This window comes from Gilliamella sp. ESL0441 (genome assembly GCF_019469185.1).
Lineage (GTDB): Bacteria > Pseudomonadota > Gammaproteobacteria > Enterobacterales > Orbaceae > Gilliamella.
Genome location: NZ_CP048264.1, coordinates 19921 through 34910, shown reverse-complemented (window position 1 = coordinate 34910; position 14990 = coordinate 19921). Strand labels below are relative to the sequence as shown.

The 14990-nt window shown below is 34.0% G+C and carries 14 protein-coding genes, 1 rRNA gene and 2 pseudogenes; 2 read left to right on the top strand and 15 right to left on the bottom strand.

Features of this window, described 5'->3' with window-relative positions:
* Position 1: 1 nt before the first annotated feature.
* Genes mrdA through miaB form a run of 4 tightly spaced genes read right to left on the bottom strand, consistent with a single transcriptional unit; the run spans position 2 to position 4960 of the window.
* Positions 2-1939, bottom strand: coding sequence for a penicillin-binding protein 2 (gene mrdA, locus GYM75_RS00180; protein WP_370632146.1), 1938 nt, complete (start codon positions 1937-1939; stop codon positions 2-4).
* An 18-nt stretch (positions 1940-1957) separates the two neighbouring features.
* Complete coding sequence (locus GYM75_RS00175; protein ID WP_220216226.1) at positions 1958-2974, bottom strand: PhoH family protein; 1017 nt, start codon at positions 2972-2974, stop codon at positions 1958-1960.
* Between the two features lie 24 nt (positions 2975-2998).
* A complete protein-coding gene (locus GYM75_RS00170; RefSeq protein ID WP_220216225.1) occupies positions 2999-3478 on the bottom strand; it encodes a zinc-ribbon domain-containing protein in 480 nt (159 codons plus the stop codon).
* A gap of 54 nt (positions 3479-3532) precedes the next feature.
* A complete protein-coding gene (gene miaB, locus GYM75_RS00165) occupies positions 3533-4960 on the bottom strand; it encodes a tRNA (N6-isopentenyl adenosine(37)-C2)-methylthiotransferase MiaB (protein ID WP_220216224.1) in 1428 nt (475 codons plus the stop codon).
* A 405-nt stretch (positions 4961-5365) separates the two neighbouring features.
* Between miaB and mtgA the strand changes: the two genes are divergently transcribed.
* Complete coding sequence (gene mtgA, locus GYM75_RS00160) at positions 5366-6049, top strand: monofunctional biosynthetic peptidoglycan transglycosylase (protein WP_370632145.1); 684 nt, start codon at positions 5366-5368, stop codon at positions 6047-6049.
* 5 nt (positions 6050-6054) lie between these two features.
* On the opposite strand, the gene cobB is transcribed toward mtgA, so the two are convergent.
* From cobB to GYM75_RS00145, 3 genes and pseudogenes are all read right to left on the bottom strand, one after another.
* Positions 6055-6741, bottom strand: a complete 687-nt coding sequence (gene cobB / locus GYM75_RS00155; protein WP_370632144.1) for a Sir2 family NAD+-dependent deacetylase — start codon at positions 6739-6741, stop codon at positions 6055-6057.
* 54 nt (positions 6742-6795) lie between these two features.
* A complete protein-coding gene (locus tag GYM75_RS00150) occupies positions 6796-7605 on the bottom strand; it encodes a hypothetical protein (protein WP_220216221.1) in 810 nt (269 codons plus the stop codon).
* Positions 7589-8417: pseudogene (locus GYM75_RS00145) on the bottom strand (VanW family protein). Before GYM75_RS00145 ends, GYM75_RS00150 begins: the two are co-directional and overlap by 17 nt.
* Before the next feature lie 147 nt (positions 8418-8564).
* On the opposite strand from GYM75_RS00145, the gene GYM75_RS00140 reads away from it, so the two are divergent.
* Complete coding sequence (locus GYM75_RS00140) at positions 8565-9254, top strand: aspartate/glutamate racemase family protein (protein ID WP_220216219.1); 690 nt, start codon at positions 8565-8567, stop codon at positions 9252-9254.
* 4 nt (positions 9255-9258) lie between these two features.
* Here GYM75_RS00140 and GYM75_RS00135 read toward each other — a convergent pair whose 3' ends face one another.
* From GYM75_RS00135 to rrf, 8 genes and pseudogenes are all read right to left on the bottom strand, one after another.
* Positions 9259-9468, bottom strand: a complete 210-nt coding sequence (locus tag GYM75_RS00135; protein ID WP_220216218.1) for a helix-turn-helix transcriptional regulator — start codon at positions 9466-9468, stop codon at positions 9259-9261.
* A 75-nt stretch (positions 9469-9543) separates the two neighbouring features.
* Positions 9544-10122 carry a DUF2975 domain-containing protein gene (locus tag GYM75_RS00130; RefSeq protein WP_220216217.1) on the bottom strand — a complete coding sequence of 193 codons (579 nt, stop codon included), beginning with the start codon at positions 10120-10122 and terminating at the stop codon, positions 9544-9546.
* Between the two features lie 180 nt (positions 10123-10302).
* The gene (rpoH, locus tag GYM75_RS00125; RefSeq protein WP_220216216.1) at positions 10303-11163 is read right to left on the bottom strand and encodes an RNA polymerase sigma factor RpoH; all 861 of its coding nucleotides are present in this window, start codon (positions 11161-11163) and stop codon (positions 10303-10305) included.
* A 235-nt stretch (positions 11164-11398) separates the two neighbouring features.
* A complete protein-coding gene (gene ftsX / locus GYM75_RS00120) occupies positions 11399-12355 on the bottom strand; it encodes a permease-like cell division protein FtsX (protein ID WP_220216215.1) in 957 nt (318 codons plus the stop codon).
* Between the two features lie 5 nt (positions 12356-12360).
* Positions 12361-13014: a cell division ATP-binding protein FtsE gene (gene ftsE / locus GYM75_RS00115; RefSeq protein ID WP_220216214.1), complete on the bottom strand. Its 654-nt coding sequence runs from the start codon at positions 13012-13014 to the stop codon at positions 12361-12363.
* A gap of 9 nt (positions 13015-13023) precedes the next feature.
* Positions 13024-13947 (bottom strand): annotated as a pseudogene (gene ftsY / locus GYM75_RS00110) (signal recognition particle-docking protein FtsY); the annotation flags it as partial.
* Between the two features lie 175 nt (positions 13948-14122).
* The gene (locus GYM75_RS00105) at positions 14123-14686 is read right to left on the bottom strand and encodes a pseudouridine synthase (RefSeq protein WP_220216212.1); all 564 of its coding nucleotides are present in this window, start codon (positions 14684-14686) and stop codon (positions 14123-14125) included.
* 109 nt (positions 14687-14795) lie between these two features.
* A 5S ribosomal RNA gene (gene rrf / locus GYM75_RS00100) occupies positions 14796-14911 on the bottom strand.
* Positions 14912-14990: the final 79 nt, after the last annotated feature.

Sequence of the window (14990 nt, the reverse complement as noted above, 5' to 3'; positions counted from 1 at the left end):
CTTAATCTTCATGTCCTGTATTTGAAGAACTATTATTTAATTCTTTAGAGTCATCTCCCAGAAGGTAAAAATCAAGTATTTTGCGAGCGACAGCACCACCATTAGAGCTTCCTCCCCCCCCATTTTCGAGAACAATAGCTAACGCTATTTTGGGTTTATCATAAGGTGCATAAGCAATGAATAGTGCATGATCGCGTAAATGTTCTGGAATTTTATGCGCATTGTAACTTTCATTTTCTTTTAAACCATAAACTTGTGCTGTTCCCGATTTACCAGCCGCCTGATATTGCGTTCCAAGATAAATTTTTCGGGCTGTTCCCCGTGAACCAAACATTACTTTGTGCATACCTTCTTTAACAAGATCCCAATAATTTGATTTAACATCAATTAAACCATTTGGCTCTTCATATTTTGTCGGGTTAATTTCTGGGTGATTTTCATTTGAATTAAGAATATCGCTTTTTTTATATAATAAAAAATGCGGAGTGTAAGTTTTTCCGTTATTAATAAGTGTTGTCAAGGCTTTTGCCATTTGAATTGGTGTCGTAGTCCAATATCCTTGACCTATACCAACCGGAATAGTATCGCCCTGTAGCCATGGTTTTTTATGACGCCGTATCTTCCATTCACGACTAGGCAAAACTGCCCGAGCCTCTTCATTTGGTGAAATATCGATTCCTGTACGTTGACCGTAACCAAATTTTGTCATCCATAAATTTAAGCGATCTATTCCCAAATCATAAGCAACTTGATAAAAATAGGTATCCACTGATTCTTCTAATGCTTTTAAGACGTCAACATTTCCATGCCCTGATCGTAACCAGTCTCGGTAACGTCTTTCAGAATTTGGTAATTGCCATGATCCTGGATCATAAATTATACTTTTTGGAGTTATGATCCCTTCACTTAATGCTGCAATTGAAATAAAAGGTTTTACGGTCGATGCCGGTGGATAGGCACCGAGAAGAGCCCGATTAAATAACGGTTTATTGGGATCATGAAGTAATTCATTGTATTTAGCACTAGATATCCCACCAACAAAATCATTTGAATCATAACTTGGGCTTGATACCATCGCTAATATTTCACCATTATTTGGATCAATAGCAACGACAGCAGCTTTACGTCCAACAAGCAATTGTTCAATGTATTGTTGTAATTTGAGATTAATCGATAAATAGATATCTTCACCAGCTTGTGGTGGATGTTGCTCTAATAGGCGAACAATTCGTCCCCGACTATTAACTTCAACTTTTTCATAACCTGCTGTTCCATGTAATACATCTTCGTAATACCGTTCAACACCCATTTTTCCAATATTAAGTGTTGCTACATAATTACTCGTTTTGTTTTGTTCCTCTAAACGCTTTTTATCGTTAGCGTTAATTTTTGAGATATAACCGAGAATATGTGTAAGTGATGCACCATATGGATAATATCTATGTTGAATTTTAACAATTGAAACGAAAGGAAAGCGGTGTTGATCGACAACAAAGCGTGCTATTTGCTCTTTTGTTAAGTTTTCTTTTAGCGGAACAGGTCTGTGAGAGCGGTAATTTAGTCTCTCTTTTTGAAAATTTTCTATATCTTCATCTGTTAAATCAACGACTTTTTTTAATTGCTCAAATTGTTCGTTAAGATTTTTAGTTTTATCAGGAATAATATTGAGTTGATAAGTAATATTATTAATAGCCAATGGTGTTCCATTACGGTCATATATCATGCCGCGGCTTGGGGGAATGGGTATCGTTTCGATACGATTATTATTTGATTTAGTACTGTAATAACTAAAATTTGCAATTTGAAGATCCGCCAAATTACAAAGTAAAATAATAATCAGAATAATGATTCCTACAAACGCAAAGAGCGCTCTACGCAGAAATAAATTAGTTTCTGCGGAATGATCTCGAATATTAGTTCTCTTTTTTCTAGTTACGATAGAGATGATATTACTCCTTTAAATACTTTTTTTTGTGGTTTGCTCTTGCTGTTCCCATTGCTCATAAGCATTCACAATTCTAGCAACTACTGGATGACGAACAACATCTTCACTGTTAAAAAAGTTAAAGCTAATTTCATCAACTTGACTTAAAACTTCAATTGCATGACGTAAACCTGACTTTTGATGACGAGGTAAATCAATTTGTGTAATATCTCCAGTAATGACAGCTTTAGAATTAAAACCAATCCGTGTAAGAAACATTTTCATCTGCTCTATGGTCGTGTTTTGGCTTTCATCAAGAATAATAAATGCATCATTTAAGGTTCTTCCTCGCATATACGCTAGTGGCGCAACTTCAATCACACTTTTTTCAATTAGTTTTTCCACTTTTTCAAAACCAAGCATTTCAAATAGCGCATCATAAAGTGGACGTAAGTATGGATCGACTTTCTGACTTAAATCACCCGGTAAGAATCCGAGTTTTTCACCCGCTTCAACGGCCGGTCGAGTCAAGACTATCCGACGAATCTGTTGCTTTTCTAGTGCATCAACAGCAGCAGCCACCGCTAAATACGTTTTACCCGTTCCAGCTGGCCCAATACCAAACGAGATATCATAATCTAAAACATGCGCAATATATTGAGCCTGATTGGGAGTTCTTGGTTTGATTACTCCACGTTTTGTTTTAATCATCACCATTTTACTTCCATGCTGATCAGTATAAGCAGGAAGATGTTCTTTCATTTTTTCAAGCGCACCGGATTCTTTTATCGCTAAATGAATGTGTTCGGGTTCAATATCAATAATGTTGTTTTTGGTTTTAGTTTGTTGATAAAGTGACATTAAAATTTGATCGGCTGCGTTAACACAAATCTGATCACCGGTAATTAAAAATAGATTACCTCGATGATTAATTTCAATACCAAGTCGACGTTCGAGTTGTTTTACATTGTCATCATGGGGACCACAAAGGCTATTTAACCTTTGATTATCATCTGGTTCAAGCACGGTTTGATGTGTAATAATTTTCAATGATAAACCCTCTAATCATTCATGTTATTTGCTAAGATATCCTTCACATAAAGGACATCTTTCAACACCTTTTAAAAATTCCATTTTACAATGATGGCAAGTAGCAATATTTCCCGACACTATCTGATCAACCAGTTTTGTAGCTTGTTGATCATCTAATCCTTGCATTTTTAGTTTATTTATCATCATTGAGATTGGTGTACCACTTTTTAATTCTTGCTCAACGTCCTTTTCTATCTGTTGCTCGAACGTTGGTGGTACATATTTTAAAACATTTTCATCATATTCTGAATGACAATGATTACACTTTATATATCTTCCTAATGTTTGGTAACTAAAAATAGGTATAAAAAATAATGTGAAATAATTTGCTACTTTAATTTGTGTATATTTTTGTTGTTTTTCATCTTTTGTAATGTATTGTTGTAAACAACACTTAGGGCAATTAAATTGCCCTGTTTTTTCGTTTATTTCCCGCCCAGTAGAGCCAAATATGATAAACATGGTAATTTCCTTTCATTCCAGTATGATTGGAATTTTATAATTATCTATTCTATTTTATGGCTGATAGATACCAACACCTAACTCATTTTCTTTACGGGTTCTTGAGATTACAGACATAGGAGATTCACTCACACGCAGATCCATTTCATCCTCGGTACGCACAACTTTACCTCTTAATGAATTTGGATAAACATCGGTAATTTCAACATCAACAAATTTACCAATCATATTTGGATGGCCTTCAAAGTTTACAATGCGGTTATTTTCAGTTCTGCCGGTTAATTCCATCAAATCTTTTTTGGATGGCCCTTCGACTAAAATACGTTGTACGGTATTTAGCATACGACGGCTAAACTGCATCGCTTGCTGATTGATACGTTCCTGTAAAATATAAAGTCTTTGTTTCTTCTCGTCTTCTGAAACATTATCTTCCATTTCTGCTGCTGGTGTACCAGGGCGTGCAGAATAGACAAAGCTATAGCTTAAGTCGAAATTGACATCAGCAATTAATTTCATGGTTTGTTCAAAATCTTCTTGTGTTTCACCTGGGAATCCAACAATAAAATCAGAACTAATTTGAATGTCTGGACGGACTTTGCGTAGTTTTCGGATAATTGATTTATATTCAAGTGCTGTATGCGTACGTTTCATTAAATTTAGAACACGATCTGAGCCACTTTGCACTGGTAGATGTAAAAAATTAACTAGTTCAGGCGTATCACGATAAACATCGATAATATCATCAGTGAACTCAATTGGATGACTAGTTGTAAAACGAATACGATCAATACCATCAATGGCAGCGACTAACCGAAGTAGTTCCGCAAAAGAACAAATATCGCCATCAAAGGTTGGTCCTCGATAAGCATTCACATTTTGACCAAGCAAATTCACTTCACGCACACCTTGTTCTGCCAGTTGAGCTATTTCATAGATTACATCATCACAAGGTCGACTCACTTCTTCACCACGGGTGTAAGGTACCACACAATAAGTACAGTATTTATTACATCCTTCCATAATCGAGACAAACGCTGTCGGACCTTCACTGCGAGGTTCAGGTAAACGATCAAACTTTTCAATTTCAGGAAAGCTTACATCGACAACATGATTTCCTTTTCCACTTCGAATTTGCTCTATCATTTCCGGTAAACGGTGAAAAGTCTGCGGACCGAAAATAATATCGACAAAAGGTGCACGTTTACGAATATGCGCACCTTCTTGAGAAGCCACACATCCACCAACCCCAATGATAATTTCAGGATTATGTTGTTTTAAATTTTTCCAACGACCTAGTTGATGAAAGACTTTTTCTTGGGCTTTTTCCCGAATAGAGCATGTATTTAATAATAAAATATCTGCTTCTTCTGCATTGTCTGTTAATGTTAAACCGTGGGTGGATTCCAGGAGATCTGCCATTTTGGTTGAATCATATTCATTCATTTGGCAGCCCCAAGTTTTGATATGTAATTTTTTGCTCATCAATAACTCAGCTATATTTAATTGTTAAAATGAAAACGGGTTTAAATCCGCGATTTTAGCGCATGTTATTGTAATCCTTTGTGAATGTAGGGTCTATAATAAAATTATCATTGAGATTAAAAAAACAGCGTTAAATCTGTCAATTTTTTACTTTTTATTATCTCTATTTAGCTTTAAATAGCTTTCATTAAAAAAATGATTAGCAAGGATAGTATTAAACATTATTCAATGCTAATAACACCAGTTAATCAATGATTAATTTCAGATTGTTAATCCGGTTATTTCTATTTGATGCATCTGTAATTAAATTATTTTGTTATCAAATCAATAAAATAATTTAAGCTGATTGTAAATAATATGTTATATTTTTATGGTGACTTTTTTTCTTTTATCAACATGAATCGAATTTTCAAAAATTTTATTAGGATTATCAATAAATTAATTATCGGATTTGTACTTTTATCAATAATATTGATTTTCGCTATGCGTTGGGTCGATCCTTTTGGTTCAATGTTAATGCTACAAAGAAAGATTTCTCATTGGAATATGCCTCAACAACGAATATGGAAAGACTGGAATGAAATTTCGGATAATATCAAAATTGCCGTAATTGCAGCGGAAGATCAAAATTTCGCAAATCATTGGGGCTTTGATTTTAAAGCCATTAATCGAGCATTAAAGCACAATAAAAATAACAAAAAAATTCATGGTGCAAGTACTATTACTCAGCAAGTCGCAAAAAATATTTTTTTATGGTCGTCACGTAATTGGATTCGTAAGGGGTTAGAATCTTGGTTTACAGTGTGGATTGAGCTTATTTGGTCAAAGCAGCGGACACTTGAAATTTATTTAAATAGCGTTGAATGGGGTGAAGGGATTTTTGGTATTGAGGCCGCCTCTCGTCACTATTTTAATGTTAGTGCTGATCAATTAACACCACATCAAGCTAGCTTACTTGCAGCAACATTACCTAACCCAAGAAAATGGAGCCCAATTAATCCTAGTGACAATTTACAGAAAAAGTCTGAATGGATTCGTACTCAAATGAATAATTTAGGTGGTAGAAATTATTTAAAAAAACTCAAATAATCATGTTATAAGATGAAATCTTTAATAAATTCAGGCACAACTTGACTTGCAGGTCCGTAAATTTTAGTTTGAAATAAACTTTCACCCAAACTTGGCTCTAAATTAAGCTCAACAGTTTTAGCCCCTGATTGATTAGCAACTTTTACAAATCCCGCGGCAGGATAAACATTGCCAGAAGTTCCAATAGAGATAAAATAGTCTGCCTGTGAAAGTGCATCGTAGATTTTATCCATTTGTAAAGGGATTTCTCCAAACCATACTATATGAGGGCGAATAAATTTATTTTGTTGATAATCGACATCTTGAAGACAATCGATAATCTGCCCTGTTTGCTCATTACGAACTTTTAATAATTCGCCATGCATATGAATAATATTTTTTGAACCTGCCAGTTCATGTAGATTATCTACATTTTGTGTCACCACTAATACATTTTCACTGCCGAGCTTATGTTCAAGCTCAGCTAAAGCAAAATGAGCTAAGTTTGGTTTTACCTCAGGGCTTTGTAATTTTTTTCGTAGCATATTATAGAAGGAATGAACTGCAATGGGATCTCGATTATAACCTTCATAGGTTGCAACATCGTTGACATCATACCCTTCCCATAATCCATTTTGTGCACGAAATGTCGATAGTCCAGATTCCGCCGAAATTCCGGCACCAGTTAAGATAACAAATTTAGGTATTTGCATCATATCTATCTTCCTTCTTTTTAATAAGTTTAATTATCTACTTCAACAAACAGATTATTGACTATATTCTGTCGTAAATATATGTAAGGCTGGTTTGCTTAACTTTTGATATTGGCTGTAAGCCATTGCGACTTTAAGCCTTATTTCATCTTTTGATTTACCATCCAACCAACTATCAATCATAGCATGAATACTATATGCTTCGGGCGCCATACGGTGCAAGGTTAAGATCAACGGATTAATTCCTAAACGAGATAGTGGTGGAGTAAAATATTTTTGACTTTTACAGGCAAATACCGCTGCATAGCGTGATTTTTGTTTTTCTTGAACATTTTTGGGTAAAGTATCCCAGCGTAAATTATCGGGTAAATAATTTCGCCATGACCACTCCATTAAAGAGTCATGACCAATATAAATAACTAAATTGGCTTTTCCCCCTGCGACAATTTGGGTGTTATTGATTGAATAAGAAGCTTCTTTCTTCCCAGCTGAATAGGTTATAAAATCATTAACAGCATCATTAATATATTTACCATCATAAGCCTGTGCTATAAGATAAACATCTTTTGTTTTATGTTTATAAATTATTTCTTCCAAAATTTTACTATTCTCTGGTTTATTTATTTTTACCTGTTGCCACTCTTTTTGTTTATTAAAATAGGTTTTAAAACCATAGGCCGCGCCCCAATAAAGATTATTTTTTGGATCTTGACCATTACCAATTGCGGCCGGAACGGGTACAATGCCTTGATACTTATTATCACATAATGCAACAACGACATGAATTACTTTGGGATCAGCAAAACATGAAAAGGAAAAACACATAATTAGCATTAATAATAGATATTTACTCGCTTTCTTCATTAGTTATCAATTCTCCATTCACTTCGTATTTTACAATTACATTATTTTTATACATCATTTCTGAACAAATACATGCCGGGGCGCCGCCGACATTGTTTTTGGTCATAGTGTCTCTCCAGATTTCATTTTTTCTATAGATAACACCTTGCCTTTTAATAAAGGCATGCTGCTTTTCATAAACATGATAGCTGTATTGTCTTTCTTCATCACATAATAGCTCACCTTCTAGTTGGTGCTCTCCAACATGAAGCATAATTTGAAACGTTTTATCGGTAGGATTATAAATAATAAGATCAATATAATTATAAAAAACAGCGGCACCCGAACCAAAAGGCAACACTCGACCATCATCAGGAAAAGGATCAAAGCTATGATTTGCTCGTTCGACTATTTGGAGTTCTGAATGGAGAGCTAACCAATGAATTAGATTACTAATCTGACATATACCACCGCCAATACCGGAACGAGCTACACCAAATGAAAGTTCCATTCCATTCACAAATCCTCGCTTTTTAGTTGGTTTTCCGACTAATCGACAAAACGAAAAATATTCACCTGGTTTAATTAAGATTCCATTTAACGAATCAACTGCAATTTTTAGATTTATGACTTTATTGTATTGAAGCTGAATATCGCTGTTACCCAATCGACGTATTAATTTGGATGTATGTTTTTTATATCGATATGGTAAACGTAAATCATGACTACGTTCGACGCGAAGAACAATACCAGAACAAATGACGAAACAAGCGGCGCTGATTTACCCTTAACCAATAAAGTAAGGGATGATAACTTGATAACGGTTTAGACATTAATTGTTTTTTATCTTAAATTCCAATAAGATAAATTATAACATTAGTACTATTTTTTGAGAGAAGAGATACATAAACTTTTAATAATAAACTAAAAGATATCTTAAAGAAGTTATATTATGATTTAGTACGTTAAGGATGAATAAAATGAAAACAATAGGTTTAATCGGCGGGATGAGCTGGGAAAGTACCGTGACTTATTATCAAGTTATCAATCAAAAGGTAGGACAATCATTAGGAGGATTACATTCAGCGAAAACACTTTTATATAGTGTCGATTTTCAAGAAATTGAACATTGCCAAGCCAATGGTGAGTGGGATAAAAGTGCGCTTATTTTAATTGATGCAGCGAAAAGACTAGCATTAGCTGGGGCAGATTTCATCGTGATTTGTACCAATACTATGCATAAAGTCGCAGATCAGATTCAAGCAGCCATTGATATTCCCATTCTTCATATTGCTGATGTTACGGCACAGCACTTAATCAAAGAAAATATTCAAACCGTTGCTTTGCTTGGAACAAAATATACGATGGAACAAGACTTTTATAAATCAAAACTGATTAATAAAGGATTAAAAGTGCTTATTCCCGATGAGCAAGATAGAATGATCATCAATCAAATTATCTATGATGAACTCTGCCATGGCATAATTAAGCCAAGCGCTAAGCAAGCTTATCTTAATATTATTGATAAACTTGTTAAGCAAGGTGCACAAGGCGTTATACTGGGTTGCACCGAAATTGGTTTATTAATCCAACAGAAAGATTGTCTGACGCCGTTTTTTGATACTGCTTTATTGCATGCCCAGGAAGCCGCCTTATTTGCAATAAGTTAATCATTTACTCTTTATCATTATATTCCAGTATATCACCCGGTTGGCAATCTAAATGTTTACAGATTGCCTCGAGGGTTGCTAGCCTGAATCCTTTTACTTTACCTTGCTTAAGTAATGATAAATTTTGTTCTGTAATGCCGATTGCGGCCGCTAAGTCTTTGGATTTAACTTTGCGTTTAGCCAGCATCACATCTAAATTTATAATAATTGCCACATTAAGATCCTATTAAATCGGTTTCTAGGTTAACGTCATTGTATCGTACTTAACGTTATTATTTATATGCCATATTTAGATAAACTGTCTATTTTCTTCGGCGATCTGACAGGCTTTCTTTAAGATTTGACCGATAAACATAATACTTGCCGCTAAAAGTAGTGTCATAAAATCTTCGCTAGCAAAGGATATCGAAAAATAAGGCTCAGGCTGATGGTAACTTAATATAGCCGTTAATATCGGTTCTGATAAGACTCCTACTACCGCCCATATCACCAATAATTTACCAAATTTGTAACAGTAGTTTGCTGATTTAATTGAAAAATAATCTGCTTCCCCAAAATTAACGAATAGCAATCTTAGTTGATAAAAGGCATATATTAAAATAATAATTTTTGTAGTATCAATAAATGTAGCCAAAGCAGCTTGCCAAAAGGTTAAAGTAGTGATGTCAAGACCATCATCAATTGCCATAGAAATGAAGAATGAATATCCTTGTGATTCCAGTCCAATGTTATTGGTATGAAAAAAATAAAACAGCATTGGCGACACGGTTCCAATAAGCATAAATAGAATAGGGAGCAATATCAATACCGCCATAAACTTACAATATTGATTTAATCGTGTCTGGTTTTTAGCTATATCTGTGTTCATATTTATTTCCTTTTTGTTAAATTTACCAAAGAAAGTATAAAACAAGGGAAATAAAAGAACAATAAAATATTAAAATAAAACGATAATAAATTATCTTTTAATATTAATAAAATTATTTAGGATATAAAAAAACCTTGCTGTTAAATAGCAAGGTTTAATAAGTTAACAATAACAAATTATTTATGCTTCTATCGCAACACGTAGTTTTTTCATTGCATTTTTTTCAAGTTGACGAATACGTTCAGCCGAAACACTATATTTATCAGCTAAAACTTGCAACGTTGATTTACTATCATCAGCATCTAACCATCGTGCTTTAATGATATCTTGGCTACGTTCATCTAATTGTGATAGTGCATCATGTAATTTATCCGTTGCATCATTTTCCCAATTATCATTTTCAATTGATTTTGAGAAATCTGAATTACTATCTTCTAAATATAATGCCGGTGCAACAACTGCGTTATCATCATCATCGCTGTCGACATCAAAGGACATATCTTGTGCAGACATACGCGATTCCATTTCAAGCACATCTTTACGGCTAACCCCTAATTCATCAGCAACCATATCGACTTCAGCACTATTAAACCAGCCTAAACGTTGTTTATTTTTTCTTAGATTAAAGAATAATTTTCTTTGAGCTTTAGTCGTTGCAACCTTAACAATACGCCAGTTTTTTAGCACATACTCATGAATTTCAGCTTTAATCCAATGTACTGCAAATGATACTAAACGAACACCCATTTCAGGATTAAAACGGCGTACGGCTTTCATTAAACCAATATTACCTTCTTGTATCAAATCTGCTTGTGGTAAACCGTAACCAGAATAGCCACGAGCAATGTGTGCAACAAAACGCAAGTGCGATAGAATTAATTGTCTTGCTGCATCAACATCATCATGATAATAAAGTTTTTCACCTAAAGACTTCTCCTCCTCTGCGGTTAGCATAGGATAAGTATTAATCATGCGAAGGTAAGATTCAATATTTCCTTGTGGGATTAAAGCACCTACTTGCATTTTTAAATCAGTACTCATTTAATTCCCCCTTATTTAAACTAATTTTGTTGTATTTATTTCAATACAACAATCTAAAACTTTCAACAGTCTTAATCTTATATGATTAGACACTTAAAATGTGATTTAGTTCACATTTTGGGATTTAATCAAAAAATATTTTTATATGAATGATTCAAACAATTATTCAAGTTCAATATCGCTTCAATAATAAAGCTTGAAATCTTGCTATGAAGGTGAACAAACAAAAATTTTCTTAATGAGTTTTTAGATATTTTTTTGTTGTAATCAATGATGCAAACCATCCAATAATAATGGTAAGTAATACAATCAATACGATTTCGTCCCACAATAATCCTTCAAGTTTAAATATTGTTCCAAATTCATCCGAAACATTCAATATAATAGATTCTATCTGAAAAATAAATATTTCCGATAAAACGACAGAAACTAAAGCGCTTACGAATCCAATAAACATACCACTATACAGGAAAGGACGTAAAATAAAACCCTCCGTAGCACCTATTAGTTGCATAACTATAATTGTTTGTTTTCGAGCAAAAATATTTAAACGGATACTATTTCCAATCACTAGCGATACTGCAATAATCATAAATATCGCAATAGTCCATACAATTGATTTAACCATATCTGTTAAAGCTATTAAACGAGTAAACCAACCATCATCTAGTTTTACATCATCAATACCATCAATTTTGATGATTTCTGATTGTAACCTGTGAAGTATCTCTGTCTTTTTTGCCTCTGGTTTAGGGATAATAATTGCAACAGCTGGCAATGGATTTTCTTCTAAGAGATCTAATGCACTACTGAATCCAGACCATGAAATAAATTCTTCTTTAGCTTCATCACGTGAAAGATAATTAACTTTTTCCACTTCAGGTAAAGACTTAATAGTGTCGAGTAGCCCGATAGTTTGCTCAGAATCCAATGTTTTATTAATGTAAACAGTCAAATTAGGCGACGGTGACCATTGATGGGCAGCTTGATTTGCATTTTTCCATAGTAAATAACCTATTGTTGGCAAAGTAATTGAAATAGCAATAACCAAAATAGATAATAATGAAGCAAAAAGATTTTGTTTAAAGTGGTTGAAAACATTATACCATGCATAACCTATTTGCCTTTTCCAACGCCCTATAAAGCTATTTTTATTTTTTGATTTGGCTGATCTTATATTAGCGTTTACCATTAATTTTATTCCTCTAAACGCCCTTGATTTAAATGCAGTATTCGATGATGTTTACGCCGAATAAGAGCTAAATTATGAGTTGCCATTAGTACAGTGACGCCTGTTTGATTAAACTCTTCAAACAATTTCAAAATATCTTTAGAAAGTTTATCGTCTAAATTACCTGTTGGTTCATCTGCTAATAATACACTTGGGCGATTAACAATTGCTCGAGCAATACCGACTCGTTGTTGTTCACCCCCTGATAGCTGGATAGGATAAAACTTCATCTTATCTATTAATCCAACTTTATCAAGTGAGGCTGAAACTCGTCGACGAATTTCTTCAATAGGTTTACCTAAAATAATCAATGGTATAGCAACATTATCATAAACTGTGTGATCCATAAGCAATTGGTGATCTTGAAAGATCATACCTATTTTACGACGTAAAAAAGGCATGTCATGTTTTCGAAGCGTCGAGGTATCTATACCGTTTAAAAGTACTTTACCATCGTTGGCTTTTTCCAGTCCACATATTAGTCGCATTAACGTACTTTTACCTGCTCCAGAATGTCCTGTTAAAAATGCCATTTCACCTTGTGATAAGGTAAAGTTTATATTTTGTAATGCAGGCTTTCCACCTGAATAAACTTTACTAACATGCTGAAATTGGATCATACTTTCTCTCTATTCTTCTGCTTCATCAAATAGTGCATTAATAAAATCATCAGCAATAAATGGCCTCAAATCATCAATTTTTTCACCAACCCCTATATAACGGATAGGTATATTAAACTGATCAGCAACGCTAAAGATAATACCACCTTTAGCCGTACCATCTAACTTAGTTAACGTCATTCCAGTAACTCCAACCGCTTCGTTAAACAATTTTGTTTGACTTATTGCATTTTGCCCTGTGCTGGCATCAATCGTTAACATGATTTCATGTGGTGCTGTTTCGTCTTGTTTTTTGATCACACGAACAATTTTTTTCAGTTCATCCATTAAATGTGATTTATTTTGTAAACGTCCAGCTGTATCAGCAATTAAAACATCAATTTTTTTGGATTTGGCTGCTTGTAAAGCATCAAAGATCACTGAAGCAGAATCAGCATTTGTGTGTTGAGCAATAACAGGAATATGATTACGCTCCCCCCATACTTGTAATTGTTCAACTGCTGCTGCACGGAAAGTATCACCCGCAGCGAGCATAACTGATTTACCTTGCTGTTGAAATTGTTTTGCTAATTTACCTATTGTTGTTGTTTTACCAACACCATTAACGCCTACCATTAATATCACAAAAGGTTTATGATTTTCTATATCTAAAGGTTTATCAACATTATTTAGGATAGATTTCATCTCTTGTTTTAAAAGTTCATGCAGAGCATCAGCATCTTTTAGTTCTTTTCTTGAAGCTTGTTGAGTTAAACTTGATATAATCTTTTGTGTAGTCTCAAAACCAACATCCGCTATGAGTAGCTGTTCTTCAAGTTCTTCAAATAAAGCATCGTCGATCTTTTTTCCTCTAAATAAATTGAGAAAGCCCGATCCTATATTTTGTTTTGTCTTAAATAAACTTTTTTTTAACCGAGAGAAAAAGCCCTCTTTTTTCTGTTCTACCATAAATAATTTATCCCATGATCATGATAGAGATCATTTTATCTTATTTTAGTATAAAGCCCAATTTATTCGGAACAAATAAGTTTGATCTAAATTTTGATTTGTAAATATAGGAGAAAGGATATAACACTTAACTTTAATTCTAAATAAAAAAATGCATTTATTATCGATAAAGTTCATTTAAAGATAACGTTGTCCACTTTCCTAACGGTAGATTATGGTCAAATAAATTATAATGTCCTATTTGAACCCTGATTAATCGTAAGCATGGAAAACCAACGGCTGCACACATTCTACGTACTTGACGATTTTTTCCTTCGGTTATTGTCATGCTCAACCATGAAGTAGGAATAGTTTTACGTTCTCTAATCGGCGGTACTCTTTGCCATAAGCATGTTGGCTCTTCTATTATACTGGCTATTGCTGGGGCAGTGTGAAAGTCTTTTAATTGAATACCACGCTTTAACTTGTCTATTGCTTGATGAGTAATGGTTCCTTCAACTTGAACCCAATACGTCTTTGGTAGTTTGAATTTAGGAGAACTTATTTTAGCCTGTAACTTACCATCATTTGTCAATAAAAGTAACCCTTCGCTATCAGTATCTAATCTACCAGCCGGATAAAATCTAGGTAATGAGATAAAATCTTTTAATGTTTGATATTTTTCATGTGCTGAAAATTGAGTAACCACATTGAATGGTTTATTAAAAGCGATTAATGAGCTCATTTCCAGACTATATCCCTCTCTGCTCTTCAATTACGTTGATTTTAATTTCTTAAATCATAGATAGCAAAAAAGCCCAGCATCTCTGCTGGGCTCTCACGCTTATTTAAAAGTCTGGCGGCACCCTACTCTCACATGGGTAATACCCACACTACCATCGGCACTACGGCGTTTCACTTCTGAGTTCGGCATGGGGTCAGGTGGGACCACCGCGCTATTACCGCCAGACATATCCTGTCTTCTCTTTCTCTATTGATGTACATTATCTCATCTTTACATCAATTCCTCAATCCGGAACAAACTGTTT